This is a genomic window from Dysgonomonas sp. HGC4, from assembly GCF_001261715.1.
Lineage (GTDB): Bacteria > Bacteroidota > Bacteroidia > Bacteroidales > Dysgonomonadaceae > Dysgonomonas_A.
The window spans coordinates 62291-85561 of sequence record NZ_CVRU01000163.1 but is presented as its reverse complement, the minus strand read 5'-3'; the positions used below and the strand labels follow the sequence as shown (position 1 = coordinate 85561).

The window sequence follows — 23271 nt, the reverse complement described above, 5'->3', positions numbered from 1 at the left end:
TAAATTATATAATTATAGAGGATTTATTACAAATTTAGCCTCCATATAGAAACATATACACCCCTCCTTTGTTCAAGAACACCTTCTTTTCAAAACATTTAAACAGAACTTTTGTTATTTGATGGCATACATTTGTATTGTTACTAAAATCTAAAAATATAATTGACCATGAAGAAGCATCTATTATTAATAATGGTGTTATTACCTGCTCTGTTCTTTAGTTGTAATGATTCTTATGAGAAGACTCGCGACGGAATTATTGTAAGCCTGAAGAATGATTCTACAAATGCAACAAAACAAATTAGATTGCAAGTTATCACTGACGATATTATTCGCGTTAGTGCAACTCCTAAAGACAAATTTTCAGATAGAGAGAGTTTAATAAGCGTTTATGACAAAACTCAAACAAGTGGCTGGGACGTTTCCGAACAGGGAGACGATGTTATACTTAAAACTGCTACAACAATAGCAAAGGTTTCTCTAAAAACAGGAGAAATAGTATTTACCGATTTACAAGGTAATATATTACTATCTGAAAATAAAGGTGGAGGGAAATCTTTTAAAGACATTGAAGTTGAAGGCAAAAAAGCATATACACTACGTCAGGTGTTTGATTCGCCCGATGATGAAGCGTTTTATGGTTTAGGTCAGCATCAATCGGATGAATTTAACTACAAAGGAAAAAATGAAGTACTGTTCCAGTATAATACTAAGGTATCTGTTCCTTTTGTTGTATCCTCTAAAAACTACGGTGTTTTATGGGATAATTATTCGTTGACTAAGTTTGGAGATCCTAGAGATTACGAAAACCTAGATCAGTTCAAATTATATGACAAGAATGGAAAAGAGGGAGGTCTTACTGCTACATACATGGATAGTAACGATCCCACACATATATTTACTGAACGTACAGAAACTACAATAGATTATGAAAATTTGGAGACTGTGAAGAACTTTCCCAAAGATTTTCCTTTCAATAATTCGAGAATTACATGGGAAGGTGAGATAGAATCAAAAGAATCGGGTACTCACCGATTTATATTATACTATGCGGGTTATACCAAAGTATATATTGATGATGAATTGATTGTTCCCGAAAGATGGCGTACAGCCTGGAATCCTAACAGCTACAAATTTGCTATTGATTTAAAAGCCGGAGAGAAGCATAAAATTAAACTGGATTGGAAACCCGATGGAGGTATATCTTACATAAGCCTTAAAGCTTTAGATTCCAAAAATGAGATAGATCAGAACAAATTATCTCTTTGGTCGGAAATGGGTGACGAAATTGATTATTATTTCATCAGAGGAAATAATATGGATGATGTTATCAAGGGATATCGCACAGTTACAGGAAAGTCTCAGATTATGCCTAAATGGGCTATGGGATTCTGGCAAAGCCGCGAGCGTTACAAAACTCAGGATGAATTATTAAGTGCAGTAAAAGAATATCGTAAAAGAGAGATTCCTTTAGATAATATTGTTTTAGATTGGTCTTACTGGCCTCAGGATGCATGGGGAAGCCATGATTTTGATCTTACCCGTTTTCCAGATGCAAAAGGTATGATTGATAGTGTACATGCGATGGACGCACGTATCATGATCTCAGTTTGGCCAAAATTCTATCATACTACTGATAATTATAAAGCGTTTGATGAAAAAGGATGGATGTATAACCGTGCTGTAAAAGACAGTATCAGAGATTGGATTGGTCAGGGTTATATAGCCGGTTTTTATGATGCATACAGTAAAGATGCCCGTAAAATGTTTTGGGATCAAATGAACGAGAAGCTTTACTCGAAAGGTATTGATGCTTGGTGGATGGATGCTTCAGAACCAGATATTTTGTCGAATGCAAGTATGAAATATCGTAAGGAGTTGAGTACTCCTACTGCTTTGGGTTCTTCAACCGAATATTTTAATGCATATGCTTTAGTGAATGCAATGGCTATATATAACGGGCAACGTTCGGTTAACCCTGATAGTCGTGTATTCCTTTTGACCCGTTCGGGATTCGCAGGGCTACAACGCTATTCAACAGCTACATGGAGTGGTGATATTGGTACTCGTTGGGAAGATATGAAAGCTCAGATTTCAGCAGGACTAAATTTTGCTATGTCGGGTATTCCTTATTGGACTATGGATATTGGCGGTTTCTGTGTAGAGAAACGTTACGAACAAGCCAAAGAAGGATCGGAAGATCTGAACGAATGGCGTGAGTTGAATACACGTTGGTTTCAGTTTGGTGCTTTTTGCCCTCTGTTCCGTAGTCATGGACAATACCCATATCGTGAGATTTATAATATTGCTCCCGAAAACCATCCTGCATATAAGAGTATGGTATATTATGATAAGCTTCGTTATCGTTTGATGCCTTATATATATTCGGTTGCAGGAATGACACATTTTGACGATTATACTATCATGCGGGCTATGGTAATGGATTTTGGTCGTGATGCTAAGACTTACAATATTGACGATCAATATATGTTTGGACCCGATCTTATGGTTTGTCCTGTATATACTTACAAAACTACTTCGCGTGATGTTTATTTCCCTGCTAATACAAACTGGTACGATTTTGAATCGGGCAGATATATCACAGGTGGAAAAACGGAGAAGATTTCAGCACCATACGAACGTATTCCTTTGTTTGTTCGAGAAGGAGCTATTCTGCCCTTTGGTAAGGATATCCAAAATACAAAGCAATCTCAGGCAGATAATATTCAACTGAAAATATATGAAGGTAAAGACGGAGAGTTTACAATTTACGAAGATGAAGGCGTAAATTATAATTATGAAAAAGGACAATTTGCTAAAATAAAAATCAACTATGAGGAGAAAACCAAAACTGTAACCATTGCAGACATTCAGGGAGAATACTCGGGAATGCCTAATACCAGAACTTTTGAAATTGAATTAATAACTAAAGACAACAAAAAACAAAATCCTAAAATCGTAGAATACTCAGGTAAGAAGTTATCTGTAACTGTATGAAAAAAGTAAAGTAAAATAAAATATTTGATACTATGTTTTAGAATCATAACTATCTATTGTTGTTTTACTAGCCAAAGCACAATAAATAGTTCTGAAAACTTAATAATTTCTTAAAATTTCAAAACCATGAATAAACAATTAAAATTATTAGTTAACCAATCATCTCATTTTGGCTTTTTGAAGCTGTGTTTGATGATTATACTAAGCTTTGGATTGATGCTCAATCTGCAAGCTCAGACTATACAGGAAGTTTCGGGGGTTGTAACTAGTAACGGAGAGCCTCTTGTGGGAGCTTCGGTAGTAGAAAGAGGTACAACCAATGGAACTATTACCGATCTGGATGGAAAGTTTACTCTTAATGTAGCCGGTAATGCTTCTCTGGTAGTTACTTACTTGGGATATACAACCCGAACAATATCGGTTAATAACCAAAAACAATTGGACATTCAATTACAGGAAGATAGTAATATGCTTGATGAAGTAGTTGCAATTGGATATGGTGTTCAAAAGAAAAAATTAAATACAGGTGCAACTATACAAGTAAAAGGAGATGAATTGGCTAAGTTGAATACAACTAATGCACTTCAGGCTTTACAAGGACAAACTGCAGGGGTACAAATTTCATCTACTTCGGGACAACCGGGTGCTGATATGAAAGTGACCGTTCGTGGATTGGGAACTGTGGGGAATTCTCAACCTCTTTATATTATAGATGGTATCGAAGGTGATATTACTGTCCTAAATCCCGCTGACATAGAATCTATTGATGTACTTAAGGATGCAGCATCAGCAGCAATCTTCGGATCTCAAGCTGCAAATGGTGTGGTTTTGGTAACAACAAAAGGTGGTAAAAAAGGAAAAGGACAAGTATCCTTTGATGCTTTCTACGGAGTTCAGAATGTAGCACGTAAGGCTAATATGCTTGATGCTAATGCTTACAAAGTTATAATGAACGAGCAAGCTATAAACTCGGGTTCTGCAATGTATGATTTTGATGCGATGGGTGAACTTGCTAATACTAATTGGATAGACCAGATGTTTAAGGACAATGCAAAGATCGAAAACTATTCATTAAATGTTATGGGTGGTTCAGAAACCTCGGTTTATGCCTTGTCTTTAAACTACCTATCTCAAGAAGGTATTATTGGAGGTAGTGATGTTTCGAATTACGAGCGTTATGGATTTCGTGTAAATACCGAACATAAACTGTATAAAGATGTATTGAAAGTAGGGCAACACCTAAACTTTAACTATATTAAAAGTAGAGGTATAGATGTTGGTAATCAATATAATAATACTTTAAGAGGAGCTTTTGCAACTTCACCTCTTTCTCCTGTATATAGTGATAATAATATCTACGATAGTCCATTTAATGATACCAGCAATTCTCTTTGGTATAAAGGTGATGGTAACCCTTATGGAGCTATGATGACTAATAGCAACAATGCTAATGATGCTCAAAAATTATTAGCCGATGTTTATGCTGAACTTGAACCTATAAAGAACTTAAAGATAAAATCGGTTTTAGGTATCAACTACTATTCATCTGAGTACCGTAGTTTCGATCCATTGTATCAATTCTCTATTTACTCATACAATAACGATCATACTACTGTAAATCAAAACATGAGTAAAGGACATACTTTAACATGGATGAATACAGCCGGATACGATTTTAATATAGGAGAAGATCACGCTTTTAGTGCTTTAATTGGTACAGAAGCTGTTCGCTATCAAGGAACTTATTTATCTGGTTCGAACTGGAATCTTTTGTCTCAGTTCAATGACTTTTCTCATGCTTATCTGGATAATACAACAGGTCAGGCACATTTAGATGAAAAAGGAAATATTGTAGAAACTAAAACAGTAGGAGGAAGACCCGAAAACGCATATCGCCGTATGTCGTATTTTACACGTATAGGTTATAACTATGCTGAGAAATATATGATTAATGCAACATTGCGTGCCGATGGTTCTTCACGATTTGCTCAAGGACATCGTTGGGGATATTTCCCATCAGTTTCGGCAGGATGGATTATTTCGAAAGAATCTTTCATGGAAGATCTTACAAAAGGATCATGGTTGGATATGTTGAAATTGAGAGCAAGTTGGGGACAAGTAGGTAATCAAGATATCAAAGACTTTCAATATGCATCACCCATAAATACCTCTACGGGATACAGCGCAGATAACCCTGCTGCCTATTATACGTTTGGCACAAACAAAGTAAATGTACCGGGTGCATACGCTAATCGCTTATCTAATCCCGCTTTGACTTGGGAAACTTCTGAGCAAACAAATATTGGTTTGGATGCTTTCATGTTGAGCAATCGCTTAGGTATTAATATGGACTTTTATGTAAAAACAACCAAAGATTGGTTAGTTGAAGCTCCTATTTTAGCAACAGCAGGGGCAGGAGCTCCTTATATCAATGGTGGTGATGTTAAGAATACAGGTTTTGAGTTAGCTGTATCGTGGAAAGACAATATTGGTCAGGTTGGTTATAGTATTGGAGCAAACGGAGCTTACAATCAAAACAAGGTAGGTAATATTCCGGGAGAAGCAGGTACTATAAATGGAGCTGAAAATATGCTTTATGATGGTTCGGTAGAATTTTACCGTGCTCAAAACGGGTATCCTATTGGCTATTTCTATGGTTTTAAAACATCTGGAATTTTTCAGAATACACAAGAAATAGCGGATTGGAAAGCAGCTGGAAATGGTATACTTCAAAGTGATGTACGCCCAGGTGATGTAAAATATGTAGATATGAATAAAGATGGTAAAATAGATAAATTAGATAAAACTGATTTAGGCAATGGTATGCCCGATTTTACTTTTGGTTTCAATATCGCTGTTGACTATAAACATTTCGATTTCTCGGTAAATGCAAATGGTGTTGCCGGTAATAAGATTGTACAATCTTATCGTAATCATGCCAATAAACAAGCCAATTATACTACGGCTATACTTAATCGTTGGACTGGTGAGGGAACATCTAACAGAATGCCTCGTGTTACAGAAACCAATACTAACTGGCAGTTTTCTGATTTATATATCCAAAAAGGTGATTTCCTTAGGATAAATAATATTATGCTCGGATATGACCTTGCACAAGTAATCAAATGGAAAAATCTTAGTCAGTTGAGAATTTATGGTGCTGTTCAGAATGCATTTACGTTCACTAAATACGATGGTATGGATCCTGAAATTGGATATGGAACAAGTGCATGGGTATCTGGTGTTGATGTGGGTTATTATCCTCGTCCAAGAACCTTCTTATTTGGGGTAAATCTTAAATTTTAAGGTGATAGATGTATTTACTAAAAAAAGAGAAAATAATGAAAAAGTTTAAATTAAATATATTATTAGCAATGGGAGTGAGTTTAGGCTTATTTTCTTGCTCCGAAAGTTTTTTAGATGTTGAACCCGGAACCAGTATTCTTGATAACAATTACTATAAAACAGTTAGTGATGCCGAAATGGCTCTGGTAGGATGTTATGATGGATTTCAACGTACATCATCTAATGGTAACTTATCTATTTATGTAGTTTCTGAAGTTCTTTCCGATAACTGTTTTGGAGGAACTGGTAATACCGATGGACGCGGTTATCAGGCACTAGACCGTTTTGATTTGTCACAATCACCATCGGATGCTAATTTGTTTAACGGAACTTGGACAGACTATTATGCTGCAATATTCCGTTGCAATACACTATTATCCAAATTAGATGGTATTCCTTTCAAAGAGGGAACAAATACAAGAAATCGTATTGAAGGAGAAACTCGTTTCCTGAGAGCAATTCTATACTTCGACTTAGTTCGCTTGTTTGAAAGAGTTCCATTATTAAAGGTTCCTACAACAGAAAATCTTCCTCAAGCAGAACCTGTTGAAACATATAAACTGATAGTGGAAGACTTGAAGTTTGCCTCTGAAAATATTCCGGCAGATGCTTATCCGAAATCAAAAGCAAGTGAAAATGATGGTAGGGTAACTCCTTATGCAGCTAAATCGATGATGGCACGTGTGTATTTATTTTATACAGGATATTATAAAGCTGATGATTTGGGTATCACTAAATCAGAAGTATTGGCAGGTTTAGAAAATGTGATTAGTAGTGGTGAGTATGGTTTAATAGATTCTTACAAATCTCTATGGCCTGCAGCTAGTTATATTCCTTCAGAAACAGCTAATACCCTTGACAAATCGGGATATATAGGTGAAGGAAACAAAGAAACAGTATTTGCTCAGAAGTTTAATAGTACTACCGATTATAATGGTAATATCGATGGCAATCGCTGGTTGGTAATGATGGGTATGCGTAATACCAACTGGTCTCCATATGGAAAAGGGTGGGGCGCTTGTACTGTGAATCCTAAGTTGGTAGCAGCTTATTCAGACAACGATACACGTAAGAAAGCTTCTATAATTGATATTGTAGGTGAAGGCATCAAAACATTCGATTTGAAAGATGCACGTGAGTATACAGGTTATTCAACTAAAAAATATACTCCGACAGCTTTACCCGATGGTACTTCTGATACAGGTGGTTCTAAGGATAATCAAATATCTCAGGATCAGGATTACGTTCTTATAAGATATGCAGATGTGCTGCTAATGGCAGCAGAATTGGGCTCTCCTAATGCTCAGACTTATTATGACAGTGTACGTAAACGTGCAGGCTTGAATGGTAGATCAGTATCATTAGCTAATATTCAGGAAGAACGTCGTTTGGAGTTTGCTTTTGAAGGTATTCGCTATTGGGATTTGCTTCGCCAGGGCTTAGATGTTGCGGCTTCTACCATTGCACAAACACAAAAAGTAAAAAGTGGTGCAGCCGATGATGAAGTGGTTATTACTGCAGATAATGTTAGAAAGACTAGAGGCTTTATGCAGATACCAAATACGCAGATTATAATATCTCACGATGTTCTGATCCAAAATCCAGGATGGTAATAATCAACATTTAATATTGAAACGTTATGAAAAATATATATAAATCGATATTAGCTATTTTAAGTATGGTACTGCTCTTTACGGCTTGTTCTCCAGACAATCCGCAACTAGGGTCTACTTTGGCAAAAGATCAATTAAAATTTAGCATTACACAAAATCCAGATGATCCTAATATGGTGATATTGGAAAGTCTTACGCCTAATGCTTCACCATTCTGGACTACACCTTTAGGTCGTTCTACTCATGTAAGAGATACTGTAAGGATTGCTTTCCCCGGGACCTATACATTTACTTATGGTGCTCTTTCGAGCGGAGGAGCTACACAAGCCGATCCTTTTGAATTGACTATCACAACTACTAATTTAAGTTATGTAGATGATCAGTTATGGACAAATCTAACAGGTGGTGTAGGCAATGAAAAAGTATGGAGATTAGATTATGGAATGTATGGATTGAACTCAGGGCCTTTGACCTATTGTGCTCCTCTAACAACTTGGACTCAGTGGCAAGCTGGTACAGCCGAAGTGGGTTGGGCTCCATCTTGGAATGATAATCAGTGGATTATTGAGGAAGCAGATAAAGAAAGTCGTATGACCTTTAGTCTCAAAGGTGGGGCTTATATGAAAACTCATAAAGTAACTGAGGGTGTAAATGAATCGGGTACATTCTTTTTAGATGTTAACAATCATACATTGACAACTACAGACGCAACTATCCTCCGTTCGAAAAGTTTTATTGCAAACGCAACTAATTGGAACAAAGACTTGGTTGTACTTTCTCTTACCGAAAATCAGTTGATGGTAGGTGTTAGACGTACCAACTCGGAAGGTGATTATTTATATGTTTGGAATTTTGTATCTGAAGAGTATGCTGAAAAATATGTTCCTGAAGATGTAGAAGATCCTAATTTCGATTTAGGAAATCAAACGGAAATCCTTGCAGTAAATACGACTAAAACATGGTACTTAGATACTGAGGTTCCTTTTAACTGGGCAGATATCAATGGTAAACTATTGAATGAATGGAATAGCAGAGCTGATATTATATCTGCGGGATGGACTGGCTATGACGATTCGTCGGTTGCTAATATTGATGGTTGTTCTATCACTTTTACTCAAGATGGAAAAGTAACTGTAAGACAAGATAATGGAACGGAAACATCCGGAACTTATAAGAATACTCAATCAACCAATACAATTACATTCAAGGATGTTACACCTTCTTTCCTTATTGCAGGTTGGATAAGTGTTGCTACAACAGACGAAAATCAATGGAAGATTGTAAAAGTAGATCATAATGCCTTAGGAAATGTAAGCGGTATCTGGTTTGGAAAAAGAGATCCATCAAAAGCTGAATATATGGTATTCCATTTTATCAGTAAATAAGCCGTAGAAATGGGTTAGATAACTTATTGTCGAAAATAAATCAATAATGACTACCTCTCGGATGCTCACCGAAATGAACTCTCTGAGGTAGTCTTTTCTTTAATACGATTTGTATATGAAACTACTAAAATGCTTAATTCCTATTATATTGGTATTCTTTTCCTTACAGAGTTGTAGTAATTCTGAAGATGAAATAATACCAGAAGAAATAGTTCCGATTGTATCGGTCAGTTCTGTGGCTATCTCTTTTGAAGCTGTGGGCGGTACAAGCCCTCTTGAGATAGTAAGTAATTCTAACTGGAAAATAAATTATACGTCTACTTGGTGCAGACCTTCTATTCAAGCATCTAAAGGAAACGTTAAGGTAACTATAACTGCAGATGCTAATGATAAAGAAGAAGATCGTAGTGAAACTTTTACTCTTTCGGCAACAGGAATGAAGGATGTTGTGGTGACTATCACACAAAAAGCGAAAGATCCGGCTGTAATCATACCAGACTATATTGATCCAGATAAAACGGGAATGACAAACGATGCTTTGCTATTAGCTGCAAAGATGAGACTGGGCTGGAATCTGGGCAATACAATGGAATCGTGTGATGCTACAAATGCAGGAGAAACGATGTGGGGAAATCCGATGACATCTAAGAAACTGATTGACGCAGTTAAAGCAGGAGGTTTTAATGTTGTTCGTATTCCTTGTGCATGGAGCGGATATATAGAAGATGCAGCAACTTATAAGATAAAAGAATCGTGGTTGGCACGTGTAAAAGAAGTTGTAGACTATTGTATTGATAACGATATGTATGTTATTCTCAACATCCATTGGGATGGTGGATGGTTGGAAAATAATCCTACCTATGACAAACAAGAGACTGTAAACGTAAAACAGAAAGCCTTGTGGAAGCAAATAGCTATTTATTTCCGCGATTATGATGAGCATTTGTTGTTTGCGGGTACAAACGAAGTGCATAAGGACTATAATGCACCTTCTACTGAAAACCTTACAGTTCAGATGTCATATAATCAAACCTTTGTAGATGCAGTGCGTGCTACGGGAGGTAGAAATACTTGGCGTAATCTTGTAGTGCAAGCTTATAATACAAATATAGAATATGCTGTAAATTATTTAAAGATGCCTACTGATGCTACTGCAAGTCGCCTAATGTCGGAAGTTCATTTCTATGATCCGTATGATTTTGCATTACAAGAAGATGGTACATATAAAACTCAGTGGGGAAAACCTTTTGTAGGTGGAGATGTATCTTCTTGGGGACAAGAGGCTTGGATAAATGAAGCTTTTGGTAAAATGAAAACCAACTTTGTAAATAAAGGAATACCCGTTGTCTTAGGTGAATATGGTGCTATTCTTCGTACATCATTATCTGCCGAATTACAAACAAAACATATTGAGGCACGTAACTACTACTTGAATTATGTAACTAAAGCAGCAAAGAATAATGGGCTTATTCCTGTTTATTGGGACAATGGTAATGTCGGCGATAAAGGTTTTGCATTATTTAATCGTAATACGGGTGATCAAGTACATGCAGATGCTTTAAAGGCAATAGTAACAACAATAGAGTAATTATTTGGATAAAGAAACAGACCATGAAAATATTATATGGGCTCATAATTATTTCTATTCTATGTGGGTGTTCAGCTCAGGTAAAAGTAAGAGATAGAGCTGATTTCACAGAAAACTGGAAATTTTACTTAGGAGACGATTCTCTGGCTAATAAAGCTCAATATGATGACTCTAAATGGCGAACTTTAGATTTGCCCCATGATTGGAGTATCGAAGCCGATTTTTCGCTGTCAAATCCTGCAACACCGGGTGGGGGAGCACTTCCCGGAGGAGTTGGATGGTATCGTAAAGAGTTTACCCTTGATAAATCGTCAAAAGGTAAGACCGTTTACATAGATTTTGATGGCATATATTGGAATAGCAAAGTTTGGGTTAATGGTCATCTAATAGGTGAACGCCCTAATGGGTATATATCATTTAGATATGATCTTACACCGTATTTGAAGTTTGGCGAAAAGAATATCATCTCAGTGCGAGTTGATAATTCTCAACAGCCTAATTCCCGATGGTATTCAGGTTCGGGTATATATCGTAATGTTTGGTTGGTAACTGTAGATCCTGTTCATGTTGATTATAATGGTACGTATATTACGACTCCGGTAGTAACTAAAGATTCTGCTGAGATTAAGATTGTGACCACTATTCGGACTACGGAAAATACTCTATCAGATGTAGAATTGTATTCGATATTAGTAGATGCAGAGGGAAAAGAGGTTACAAGGACTAATAGTTCTGTGAATACAACAGCTTCGGGAGTAGCAACATCAGAACAGGCGTTAAAAGTAGAACAACCTAATCTGTGGTCGGTAGACAAACCATATATGTATAAGGTAGTCTCTCAAATTAAACAGAACGGAAAAATTATTGATGAATATGAAACTCCTATTGGAATACGCTATTTTACATTTGATAAAGATAAAGGCTTCTTTTTGAATGGAGAATCAGTTAAAATAAAAGGGGTCTGTAATCATCACGATTTAGGATGTTTAGGTGCAGCTGTTAACGTGAGAGCTATTGAGCGTCAGTTAGAGATTTTGAAAGAAATGGGCTGTAATGGCATACGTACAGCTCATAATCCACCTTCGCCCGAATTATTGGATTTATGTGATAAGATGGGTTTTATAGTGATGGATGAAGCTTTTGATATGTGGAGAAAGAAGAAGTCCCCATACGATTATTCTCAATTTTTCCCTGAATGGCACGAGAGAGATTTAACAGATCTTATTCTGAGAGATCGTAACCATCCATCTATTTTTATGTGGAGCATTGGAAATGAAATTTTAGAGCAATGGTCGCATATTGATGCTGATACTCTGGATTTGCAGCAAGCTAATATGGTGCTGAATTTTGCAAATACGTTAGATAAAAAGTCTGTTCCATCGAAAGATTTGCATGTAAACTCTCTTTTGACTCTCAAGTTGGCAGATATAGTAAAACAACTGGATCCGACGCGACCTGTAACAACGGGTAATAATGAAACTGAACCAAGCAATCATATATTTCGTTCGGGAGCGATGGAAATTATAGGATTTAATTATCATGAGAATAATTGGGTGAAGTTCCATGAGAAGTTTCCCGATCAGAAGCTTATTATAACCGAATCTACTTCTGCACTTATGTCTCGGGGCTATTATATAATGCCTTCCGACAGTATGAATATTTGGCCAGAACGTTGGGATAAACCTTTTGACAGACCCGTATATCAGTGTTCATCGTATGACAATAATCATGTGCCTTGGGGAACAACTCATGAGGATACTTGGCGGTTGATAAAAGAATACGATCATATATCGGGAGTATATTTGTGGACAGGTTTTGATTATTTGGGAGAACCAACTCCTTTTTGGTGGCCATCGCGTAGTTCTTATTTCGGAATTATAGATTTAGCAGGCTTCCCTAAGGATGTTTACTATATGTATCAGAGCGAATGGACTAATAAAGACGTATTACATTTATTTCCTCACTGGAATTGGAATGAAGGGCAACTTGTAGATGTTTGGGCATATTACAGTAATGCAGACGAAGTGGAACTTTATTTGAATGGAAAATCATTAGGCACGAAAACTAAAAAAGATGGAGAGTTTCATGTGTTTTGGCGAGTTCCATATACTAAAGGAACATTAAAAGCTGTGTCTCGAAAGAATGGAAAAGAAGTATTATCCAGAGAAATAAAAACAACAGGTAAGCCTGCTTCTATTCGTTTAGTCGCAGACAGAAATAAGATAACCGCTGATGGTAAAGATTTGTCTTTTGTGACAGTTGAAGTATTAGATGCCGATGGTCTAGCTGTTCCTACTGCGGATAATCTAATTAAATTTTCGATAGATGGTAATGGTATTATTGCTGGTACTGACAATGGAAACCCTACGGATTCTTTATCCCTAAAGAAACCCGAAAGGCAGTTGTTTAGTGGAAAAGCAATAGCAGTAATTCAATCTACAAGAAAAGACGGAAAGATTGTTTTGAAAGCAAGCTCAGAAGGTTTAGAAAGTAATTACATTGAGATTAGTTCCAAGAAAAGGTGATAAGTAAGAATAAAATAACATCTTTATTATTGTGATTCAAATACCTTTTTATTGTATTTAATATTATTAATATAAGAGATTTAAGTTAAATATGTTTCATCCAAAAATGAAATATTAGGTGAATTTTATGTATATTTATAATGTGAAATATTAAATCTTAAAAAGGTCAGTTATGAAGAAAAAGAAGATTGCAGTATTAGTCGGAAGTTTAAGAAAAGGTGCTTATTCGAAAAGTGTAGCCAATTGTCTTATTAGTCTAGCACCTGAGTACTTTGATATGAACGTTATAGAGATAGGAAATTTACCTATTTATAATCAGGACTATGATGAAGAGACAATTGAAGCATATACTAAATTTAGAGAAGCTGTAAAAGAATCAGATGCTGTTTTGATAGTTACAGCAGAGCATAACCGTTCTATACCTGCAGTACTTAAAAATGCCTTAGATGTAGGGTCACGACCATTTGGTAAAAGCGTTTGGGGAGGTAAACCCGGAGCTATTGCCAGTCAATCCTATGGTGCTATTGGTGGTTTTGGAGCTAATCATCATCTTCGTCAAGTGTCGTCATTTCTTGATATACGTATGATGAACCAACCTGAGTGTTATCTAGGTGAAATTCAGAATTCTATGGATCAGAATGGAGTTATTACATCGGAAAGAACTATCAAATTCTTACAGAAATTCATGAATTCTTATGAAGAATGGGTTAATCAACATCTTGATAAATAATAATCAAATTGAATATAGTTTTATAAAGAAACCTTACTTTATTTAGTGAGTAATTCTAATAAAAAGAGGCTGTTCATTACAAACAGCCTCTTTTTATATAGCTTGCATTCTATTGACAATGATCTAAGTAAATATAAAATTAAACTCTTATTGCTTTACTGAACTACCAAAGAATCCGAAGAAGGATATATATAGGAAGCACACTAAAGGAACAATAAAGCCAATGCTCATATTTGTTTCACCTATCAGTCCCATTAGTGTCGGAGCAATTGCTCCACCCACTACAGTGAATACTAATATAGAAGAAGCCGTCTTAGTTTTTTCACCCAGATGCCTTAATCCTAAAGCGAAAATAGATGGAAACATAATAGACATAAACAAATAACTTGCTATTAAAGCGATAAGCCCAAAACGAGTATGGCTTGCCATTGCAATTATCATCAATAGTGTATTTATAAGAGCAAAGCTACCCAATAATACCTCGGGTTTTACTTTTTGCATAATCATACTACCCGACAATCTGCCTATTGCAAATAGAGCCATCCCACCAAGACCCAATAATAGTCCTGCTTGCATTTCGTTTAATTGCAGAGCTTCTATTTCAACAGTATAATTAATAAAAAAACTACCTATACCAGTTTGAGCCGCAACATACAAAAATTGGGCTATCACAGCCATTACAAAATGTCGTTGTTGTATCAAGGGTCTATTTGAGATCCGTTCATTATTAAGACTTGCAACAGCATCTACCGAAGATGTTTCCGATTTTATTTCTGGCAATTTTACGAAAATAAATAGTACCAAAACTAATAGTACAATTGTTCCCAATCCTACATATGGTACTACTAATGCAGAGTTATCTGTTATAGCTTCACTTGCCGAGGTTGTAATATTCTGAACTTGCTCGGTAGCTCCTAAGAATACTTTCTTTACAGCCTCAACGAATAGTTCTAATATCGACTTTTCTGATTCATTATTAAATATTAGTATAGAACCAACTAGAGGTCCTAGAATCCAACCGATTGCATTAAATGTTTGAGCCAGATTAATTCGGCTTGCAGCTTTTTCGGGAGAACCTAATACTATTGTATATGGGTTGGCTACAGTCTCGAGGCACGCAAGACCACAAAATAACACTAATAGACCTATTAAGAAAGCCCAAAATGTATTAATACCAACTGCCGGTACAAACCAGAAGGCTCCTGCAGCAAAGAGAGAAAGACCAACTATAATTCCGAATTTATAACCAAACTTTCGTGCTATAATTCCAGCAGGAATTGCCATAATAAAATAAGCACCGTAAGCAGCTGCTTGTACGGCTCCCGATTCGGCTTTCGTTAGGGATAATGAATCCTGAAAATGCTTATTTAAAACATCCAGCAAGCTATGTGCAAATCCCCATAAGAAAAACAGACTGGTGATAAGGATAAATGGAAATAAATAATTTACTCCATTTTCTCCTGTAAACATCGAGTTTTTTTTCATACTTTAATTAAAATAAGTGTTTTACATTTTCTGCAATTTCTAACCATTTCTGGTTGTCTTTAGGATAATAAGATTTAAGGATAAAGCTGTTTTTTATAATTTCATGCCCTTCATTCCAATCTTTGACTGTTTTATCGGCAATTGCCTGCTGTAGAATATTACCAATGGCTGTAGATTCAGTCATCCCTGTTGATACCACAACATTAAGTGCATCTGCTGTATATTGGTTTAGTAAATCATTTTGACTACCACCTCCTACAACATATAATTGGTCAATTTTCCTACTAGAGCATTCTTTTAGTTTCTTAGCAACAAAATGATATTTTAATGCTAATGATTCCATAACACACCTTACAAACTCTCCTTTGGTTATAGGTGTAGCCTGATTGGTATTAGCACAATAAGATTCTATTGCAGTACTCATTGAAGATGGATTCGAAAACGATACATCATCTGGGTTTACAATGCTTTGGTATGCTTCTGCTTGAATTGCTTCTGACAATAGATATTCATACGAGTATTTCTTTTCATCCTTCTTTTCCCATTCAGCAATTAGTTGCTGTAAAAGCCAAAGACCTGTGATGTTTCTCATAAAGAGTATTTTGCCATTCACTCCACCTTCATTTGTGAAATCGTTCAGCATTGCTTCCGATGTAAGAATAGGTTCATCGGTAAGCAAGCCCAACAATGACCATGTACCCGAACTTAGGAATGCCCAATTATCACATTCTGCCGGAATTGCACCTATTGCACTGGCTGTATCATGCGAGCCAACAGCAAAGACTTTTGCATGTCCGGCTCCTGTTTCTTCTTCAATTGTTTTTGAAAGACTTCCTATAATTTCTCCCGGTTTTATGATTTTTTCCATGACAGAAAAAGGCAACTCTAATTGACGAAATATATATTCGTCCCATTGTTGTGTTTTTGCATTTAATAATTGAGAAGTAGAAGCTATTGTGTATTCGTTAGCTGCCACACCTGTCAGGAAATAATTTATAAGATCGGGTGTAAAAAGTAGTTTATCTGTGGAACATAAAGAAGGATCGCCTTTAGAGTGAAGACTATACAATTGAAAAATGGTATTTATCTCCATCTGCTGAATACCTGTACTTTCATACAAATATTCTTTAGATATATTTTGTGTAGCCTCATTTGCCATACCTAAGGTACGATGATCTCTATAAGTTACAGGATTGGAAACCAAATGCCCTGCTTTATCTATAAGACCAAAGTCTACACCCCATGTATCAACAGCTATGCCTTTTAGGTTATATCCTTTTTTTATGGCAAGAAATATACCGTATTTTATATTCTCAAATAGAGATAAGAAATTCCAATGTAGTGTATTACCCAATTGTACAGGCTTATTCTCAAATCTGTGAATTTCATCTAAACAAATCCTTCTATCAACAATCGTCCCGACAATGGCTCGACCACTGCCAGCACCCAGATCTAAAGCAAGATATGCCATAAGTGGTCATTTAGATGTTTTGCCTAGAATATATTTATCAAGATCGTCAACTTCTTGTTCCGTAAGAGTTAAATAATTGCCTGCTCCCGCATTTACAATTATCTGACATGCCAGTTCAAAGAATACTGCTTTTTGGAAAGCATCATCAAAGTCTTTTCCACAAACCACTTGTCCGTGCTTGCTGAGTAATGCAGTATTATTATTTGTTAAAGCTGCTGTTACAGCCTTAGCTAGTTCGGGAGATCCTGGTCTATGATAGTCCACAACCGATATTTCGCGACCACAATAACAAGGAACTTCTGCAATAACATTAAAATTAGTAGGTTTATCCTTCATACACGAAACTACTGTTGCGTATTGAGATTGGAAGTGTAGAACAACATTAACATCTTTTCTATTACGTAACACACCTAAGTGAAAAGAACTTTCCATAGATGGTTTTACACCTTGTACAGGCATGCCATCGGAAATGCGACATGTTGCTATTTTATTTTCGGTAATGCGAGGAAGCCAAGAGCCTGTTCCTGAGATTAAAGCTAAGTCTTCTTCTACTCTCCAGGATATGTTGCCACTGCTGCAAAGTTGTAGACGTTCTTTTCCTACTCTTTGAGCTTGTGCTATAAATTCAGCTAAATGTTTGTCTGTTATCATGGTATATATGTGCTTATATCAACTAAAACGAATAAACGTAAAGTCTATCCGTTTTAGTGTATTATTAGTGTTACTTTTGTTCTTATTTAACAGTTAATAAAGTGAAGCTCGAATTTGACTTCGGACTTTTAATTCATAACGTGCAATTATAGTTGTATTCAGATGAACCGAAATAAGGTCTCAGCCCTTATTTATACAAAGGTCCATAAGTATTACAAGCACGATAATCGGCACCTTCTTTATCCATTCCAAAAGCACTCCATACTGCAGGACGGAATACATCTTCTTTATCTACGTTATGCATAGAAACAGGAATGCGAAGCATTGATGCTAAGGTAATTATATCGGCACCTATATGTCCATAACTGATTGCTCCGTGATTGGCTCCCCAATTATTCATAACAGAATATACATCTTTGAAGTTAGAGTCTTCTGTTAAACGAGGTACAAACCAAGTTGTAGGCCAGCCTTTATCTGTTCTGTCATCTAATATTTTATGAATTGCAGGATCAATGTCTACTGTCCATCCTTCAGCTATTTGAAGTACAGGACCAAGTCCTTTAATTAAATTCAGACGAGCCATAGTACAAGGCATACCACCTTTTGTCAGGAATTTTGAAGAATAGCCACCTCCTCTGAAATATTCACGGTTGGCAGGCATCCAAGTAGTTGCATCAAGACAAGCTTTGGCTTCAGCTTCGCTAATATCCCAAAATGCTTTCATTGCCGGATTACCATTTTTATCTGATTGCTGACCCGAACCATCTAATGTTGCAGCACCTGAGTTTATCAAGTGAATCATACCATTAGCTGCTACTCCTTCGAGTTTTTTGCCTGTAACACGTTCTACAGCCTCAGGGCTCCAATAAGTACGAACATCGGCAAATATTTGAGCTGTGTTGGTTAACAAATAACTGAATAGCATTACCGTTCCATTTAAAGCATCATTTTCTGTTGCTAACATATATGGAGCGCGAACACCTGTCCAGTCGAAAGATGAATTAAGAATTGCTTCTGCAAAGTCTCCGTTCGGATAGAAATCAGTCCATTGGCGTTGACCTTGGAATCCTGCTGCAATAGCATTATGTCCCAGAGCTTCTTCTCCAAATCCCATTTCCTTAAGTTTTGGATTTCCCACCATCAAATCTCTGACAATGATAGCCATCTTTACAACAAACTCCCAGTCTGCATCTTTTCCGGCTCTGTCTTTTATCAGGTCTTTTCGGTTGATAATATCTTCGCCTTCTTTGCAGTTGGCTTTAGCCCAAGCTAGTGCTTTTTCGTATTCTTCTTTATCGTATATGCCTTCGGTCATACGACGAATTATTTCCACTTCGTCGATACCTTCGCAACGCATGCCTAAATAATCTTCGAAGAAATCTGGACTCACAATCGAACCGGCTATACCCATACATACAGCACCTATTGATAGGTATGATTTACCTTTCATAGTGGCTACTGCCATTCCGGCACGGGCAAAGCGTAATAATTTTTCGGTAACATCTTTTGGAATAGAAGTATCTGATGATTCTTGCACATCGTGACCATATATACCAAATGCAGGTAATCCTTTTTGTGCATGTCCGGCTAATACAGCTGCTAAATACACAGCTCCGGGACGCTCTGTTCCATTAAATCCCCAAACAGCTTTAACTGTATGCGGATCCATATCCATAGTCTCACTACCATAACACCAACATGGAGTAACGGTAATAGTAACACCTACACCTTCTTTTCTGAATTTTTCTGCACAAGCAGCACTTTCAGGTACACGACCTATAGTAGAGTCTGCAATTACACATTGTACAGGAGTACCATCGGGGTATTTTAAATTATCAGATATTAATGTAGCTACACTTTTGGCCATGTTCATAGTTTGAACTTCCAACGATTCACGTACACCACCCATACGACCGTCTATAGTTGGGCGTATTCCGATCTTAGGCCATTCTCCTTGAAATCTGTTTTTCTTCATGATATTTACAATAGTTAGGTTAAAGTAATCTCTCCGATACTATGTAGCTAGAGACATTTATAATAAATAAGGTTTAATAATAGAAATTGGTATAACTTATATGACAAATATATGTTTAAGATATTAGAAACGCTTTCACTATTTCGACAGACGACTAATACAATATCGATATTCTGATATTTGAATTATATGTTATTAATTATATATAAGTATATTTACACATTCTTGGTATGATATTAAAACGATATGCCATATGCTTAAATCTAATGAAGACCTTAGTCTTATTTTGCTCAACGTTGGTTATTCTGAACTTAATGCAAACTGGAATTGGAAAAATGTGCATAGCCCTTTTGCCCGTATATATTATGTAAAAGAGGGAAAAGCCAGAACTAAGATTGGTGATAAAACATATATTTTAGAACCTGGATATTTGTATTTAACACCTCCCTTTACTTTACACGATAACGAATGCGACAGTTATTTCTCACTATACTATATCCATTTCTATGAAAAGGTATTAAACAAGGAATCCATATTTGATAAATACGATTTTCCGATCGGAATAGAAGCCTCTTCTTTAGATTTATTATTAACACAACGGTTATTGGAAATAAATCCTGATAGGTATTTACATCATTTCGATCCGAAATTGTACGACAATCCTCCTATATTCTCTCAGTATATAGCAAACAACAATAAGATGGCTTTGCATTCTAATATTGAGACACAGGGCATTCTTTATATGCTGATGTCGAAATTTCTCGAATTGATAAAGATGAAATCGAATAATAAAGATATTCGTATCAATAAAAGCCTCTTTCATATACACGAAAATATAGATAAGGATATTTCTATCGATCAATTGGCGAATATAGCTTGTATAACAGAAGATCATTTTATTCGTTTGTTTAAGAAAGAGATGAACTGTACACCAACTAAATATATCAATTTGAAGAAAATGGAAAAGGCTCAGCTATTTCTATTAACTACGGATATGTCTATCCGAAGTATTGCTTTTGATCTATCGATAGATAATATATCGTATTTCAATAGAATCTTTAAACAGCATATAGGAAAAACTCCTACTCAGTATAGAGAGGAATATAATAGGTAACAAAAAGAGCCGACTATAATTGTCGGCTCTCTTAGTATATATCTAAAAAATGAGTATCAAAAGACTTCAATTACATCTTTCCTTCTATTTTCTGGAGTTACTTTCAATAAAGTAATTTCACCATTTTCGAGTTTACATTCCACAATTGTATTGTAAGGTGCATGAAGTTTAAAATGTACATCCCATGATTTATCCCACGCTGGAAGAAGTAATATTCGTTCTCCATCTGTTTGAAGTAACATCTCTTGTAAAGCAATCATTCCACTTCCTCCCCAATTATGATCGGGAGTCCAATCGTATCCGGGTCCCCAGAATGTCGGAAAGCGTGTCTTAGCACTTTCGAGCTTCTTTGTAACTAATTCCTTTGCTTCATTAATTAAACCGAGCCTAGCCGCCCAAATAGCATCTTGTTTCCATCCAACATGACTTCTGAATTTTATAACATCCTTATCATATTTCCATGTGTTGAGAGCAATATCTAAATTGGGTTTGCCTACTCCATAAATACCCCACGGGAAAACAGGATATAATTGAGGTGTTTCTACATTGTTAACTCGCTCCCATAGCCAAGCAGGCGATATGGTAGTCTGTCCGTCAATTTCGCGTGTTCGAATTTCAGGGATTCTAGTTAAAAACTCCTTGAAATATTTACTCTTAATAGTATCAGATTGTATTTGGGGCAATTCTAATAAGCGAGAACTAACGGTTTGTAATGCTGCAACTGTAGATGCTGCATTATAAGCCATTTTATAAGTCTCGCAAGCCGACCCCGGATAAAGGACTAGTTTGCCTTGTTCATCTAGAGATTTTCGTCCTCGTTGTTTTGCCAGATATTGATAATGTTCATCAAAGAAACGAAGTGTACTTTCTATAAGTAGTAGGTATGTCGAAATATCCTTATCTGTGTATCTTTTAGTTTCGAGAATCATAAAGCAAAATTCGAGGGCAGTATCCCATTGGTATTCGAGCCAAGCATTATATTCCATGCCCATGTCGTACCATTCAGGACGTTTCCATCCATATTCACTAGGGTTAGGTAATCCGAAGTTCTCAATTTGCTCTGTAAAACAAGCTCCCTCATGCCCCCAATAGATTTTGCTTCTTAATTCTGCTGTGGCAAGTATACGATTGTAGAAATCAAACTGAGGTTTCATCATATCCGCATCTCCGCTTCTTAACATAGGAAAGTAAACTAACCGTTGATTTTGGGCAGTGTGTGTGCCACCTCCCCATTTCCTGAAATCGGGCGTAAAATTTAAAGTACTGTCTGTATGAACAGGATCATAAGTAAATAATCCTCCATTGAATTTAGTAGGATATTGTCCGTATGCATTACAGCCTAGCATATAACGAAAAAGTTGAAAGTTACGGGCTATTTCGAAACCTTTACTCTCTTTTTTCTCAGATTGAATATGTATGAAACTCTTATCCCAAAAAGCTTTCCACCAGGTTTTATTCTTAGTTAAATCAGATACGATAGGCTTATAAAGCTTAGTTTTCCAATCATCAATATTCTCTGTTTGTTCTGTATGTAGCTTTATTTTTATCTGAGCATTCTTAGTTGGTTTATTACTTTCTAATTTCCATGCCTTATAATCCGTATCAGCATAAATGCCTGTTGATATATCGGATGCTTTAAAGCCTTTAGCTTCAACAACTCCACCGAAAGTAAGGTTCTTTATTGGGTTAAATATTTCTGATTTAACAGCTTCTAGTCCTTGTTGCTGAACAACTACATCAAAGAGAGTTTGCTTATCATTTTGATGAAAGAATAAAATCTTATCCCCTTCAAATTGAATTTCGTCTTTCTTTGTAACCAGATCTTTAGGTGCTGCCCATTTATAAGAATTCTGATTACTTTCGTTTTTTCTCAATAATCTGTCTTGGTAACGCCAATTTTCATAAAAGACTTCCACTTTTAGATTTTGGTTGTTAGAAATATCTACATTAATAACAGGATTAAAAACATCTGCCCAAATACGAATGTCTGATGAAATAGTATTGTTTTTTCCTTTGATAACAATATGACCTTCTTCAAGTTTTAGTTCCTGACTAAAATCATTCCCACCAAAAGGATTCGGGGTAAGTCTTACTCTTACTCGTCCTAGTTTCAATAAAGTATTGTTTTCGTCAAAAGTACCGCTTCGTGAAAAATAAAAGAGCACATCTCCGTTTTCTACCCAAACATTCATTCCTATATCTCCACCTCCACAAGGCATACTCTCCGATGAGTTTTTACTCGGACTGTGCCATACAATATTGTAATCTGAAATATTCTGAGCCATTGATTGTACGACCCAGAACATTAAAAAGAATGTGATTGATATCAAATATTTATTGCTATATCTCATAGTTATATTTCTATGCTTACTGAATCTATACTAAAACGTTG

The 23271-nt window shown here is 36.1% G+C and carries 13 protein-coding genes; 8 read left to right on the top strand and 5 right to left on the bottom strand.

The window, feature by feature from the left end:
* Positions 1 to 168: 168 nt before the first annotated feature.
* The 7 genes from HGC4_RS16075 to HGC4_RS16045 all read left to right on the top strand — a co-directional run bounded on the left by HGC4_RS16075 (position 169) and on the right by HGC4_RS16045 (position 14183).
* Entirely contained in the window at positions 169 to 2997 is a 2829-nt protein-coding gene (locus HGC4_RS16075) for a TIM-barrel domain-containing protein (protein ID WP_050711158.1), read from the top strand.
* 126 nt (positions 2998 to 3123) lie between these two features.
* On the top strand, positions 3124 to 6303 hold the full coding sequence (locus HGC4_RS16070; RefSeq protein WP_050711157.1) for a SusC/RagA family TonB-linked outer membrane protein: 3180 nt from the start codon (positions 3124 to 3126) through the stop codon (positions 6301 to 6303).
* Between the two features lie 35 nt (positions 6304 to 6338).
* Entirely contained in the window at positions 6339 to 7955 is a 1617-nt protein-coding gene (locus HGC4_RS16065; protein WP_050711156.1) for a RagB/SusD family nutrient uptake outer membrane protein, read from the top strand.
* 26 nt (positions 7956 to 7981) lie between these two features.
* Positions 7982 to 9340: a hypothetical protein gene (locus HGC4_RS16060; protein WP_050711155.1), complete on the top strand. Its 1359-nt coding sequence runs from the start codon at positions 7982 to 7984 to the stop codon at positions 9338 to 9340.
* 115 nt (positions 9341 to 9455) lie between these two features.
* A complete protein-coding gene (locus HGC4_RS16055; protein WP_050711154.1) occupies positions 9456 to 10928 on the top strand; it encodes a cellulase family glycosylhydrolase in 1473 nt (490 codons plus the stop codon).
* Positions 10929 to 10951: 23 nt separating this feature from the next.
* Positions 10952 to 13453, top strand: a complete 2502-nt coding sequence (locus HGC4_RS16050) for a glycoside hydrolase family 2 TIM barrel-domain containing protein (RefSeq protein WP_050711153.1) — start codon at positions 10952 to 10954, stop codon at positions 13451 to 13453.
* 172 nt (positions 13454 to 13625) lie between these two features.
* Positions 13626 to 14183 carry an NADPH-dependent FMN reductase gene (locus HGC4_RS16045; RefSeq protein ID WP_050711152.1) on the top strand — a complete coding sequence of 186 codons (558 nt, stop codon included), beginning with the start codon at positions 13626 to 13628 and terminating at the stop codon, positions 14181 to 14183.
* A 147-nt stretch (positions 14184 to 14330) separates the two neighbouring features.
* On the opposite strand, the gene fucP is transcribed toward HGC4_RS16045, so the two are convergent.
* From fucP to fucI, 4 genes are all read right to left on the bottom strand, one after another.
* Complete coding sequence (gene fucP, locus HGC4_RS16040; RefSeq protein ID WP_050711151.1) at positions 14331 to 15668, bottom strand: L-fucose:H+ symporter permease; 1338 nt, start codon at positions 15666 to 15668, stop codon at positions 14331 to 14333.
* A gap of 7 nt (positions 15669 to 15675) precedes the next feature.
* Entirely contained in the window at positions 15676 to 17139 is a 1464-nt protein-coding gene (locus HGC4_RS16035) for a rhamnulokinase (RefSeq protein ID WP_050711150.1), read from the bottom strand.
* Positions 17140 to 17145: 6 nt separating this feature from the next.
* Positions 17146 to 17790, bottom strand: a complete 645-nt coding sequence (locus tag HGC4_RS16030) for a class II aldolase/adducin family protein (RefSeq protein ID WP_050711149.1) — start codon at positions 17788 to 17790, stop codon at positions 17146 to 17148.
* A 187-nt stretch (positions 17791 to 17977) separates the two neighbouring features.
* Complete coding sequence (gene fucI, locus HGC4_RS16025) at positions 17978 to 19765, bottom strand: L-fucose isomerase (RefSeq protein ID WP_050711148.1); 1788 nt, start codon at positions 19763 to 19765, stop codon at positions 17978 to 17980.
* A 253-nt stretch (positions 19766 to 20018) separates the two neighbouring features.
* Between fucI and HGC4_RS16020 the strand changes: the two genes are divergently transcribed.
* Positions 20019 to 20879 carry an AraC family transcriptional regulator gene (locus HGC4_RS16020; RefSeq protein ID WP_050711147.1) on the top strand — a complete coding sequence of 287 codons (861 nt, stop codon included), beginning with the start codon at positions 20019 to 20021 and terminating at the stop codon, positions 20877 to 20879.
* Positions 20880 to 20935: 56 nt separating this feature from the next.
* On the opposite strand, the gene HGC4_RS16015 is transcribed toward HGC4_RS16020, so the two are convergent.
* Positions 20936 to 23185 carry a DUF5703 domain-containing protein gene (locus HGC4_RS16015; RefSeq protein WP_050711146.1) on the bottom strand — a complete coding sequence of 750 codons (2250 nt, stop codon included), beginning with the start codon at positions 23183 to 23185 and terminating at the stop codon, positions 20936 to 20938.
* Between the last annotated feature and the right edge of the window lie 86 nt (positions 23186 to 23271).

Bases quoted from the DNA above. Each gene is read 5' to 3' on its own strand.
- HGC4_RS16075 (WP_050711158.1), top strand. From the start codon at position 169: ATGAAGAAGCATCTATTATTAATAATGGTGTTATTACCTGCTCTGTTC.
- HGC4_RS16070 (WP_050711157.1), top strand. From the start codon at position 3,124: ATGAATAAACAATTAAAATTATTAGTTAACCAATCATCTCATTTTGGC.
- HGC4_RS16065 (WP_050711156.1), top strand. From the start codon at position 6,339: ATGAAAAAGTTTAAATTAAATATATTATTAGCAATGGGAGTGAGTTTA.
- HGC4_RS16060 (WP_050711155.1), top strand. From the start codon at position 7,982: ATGAAAAATATATATAAATCGATATTAGCTATTTTAAGTATGGTACTG.
- HGC4_RS16055 (WP_050711154.1), top strand. From the start codon at position 9,456: ATGAAACTACTAAAATGCTTAATTCCTATTATATTGGTATTCTTTTCC.
- HGC4_RS16050 (WP_050711153.1), top strand. From the start codon at position 10,952: ATGAAAATATTATATGGGCTCATAATTATTTCTATTCTATGTGGGTGT.
- HGC4_RS16045 (WP_050711152.1), top strand. From the start codon at position 13,626: ATGAAGAAAAAGAAGATTGCAGTATTAGTCGGAAGTTTAAGAAAAGGT.
- fucP (WP_050711151.1), bottom strand. From the start codon at position 15,668: ATGAAAAAAAACTCGATGTTTACAGGAGAAAATGGAGTAAATTATTTA.
- HGC4_RS16035 (WP_050711150.1), bottom strand. From the start codon at position 17,139: ATGGCATATCTTGCTTTAGATCTGGGTGCTGGCAGTGGTCGAGCCATT.
- HGC4_RS16030 (WP_050711149.1), bottom strand. From the start codon at position 17,790: ATGATAACAGACAAACATTTAGCTGAATTTATAGCACAAGCTCAAAGA.
- fucI (WP_050711148.1), bottom strand. From the start codon at position 19,765: ATGAAGAAAAACAGATTTCAAGGAGAATGGCCTAAGATCGGAATACGC.
- HGC4_RS16020 (WP_050711147.1), top strand. From the start codon at position 20,019: ATGCTTAAATCTAATGAAGACCTTAGTCTTATTTTGCTCAACGTTGGT.
- HGC4_RS16015 (WP_050711146.1), bottom strand. From the start codon at position 23,185: ATGTTCTGGGTCGTACAATCAATGGCTCAGAATATTTCAGATTACAAT.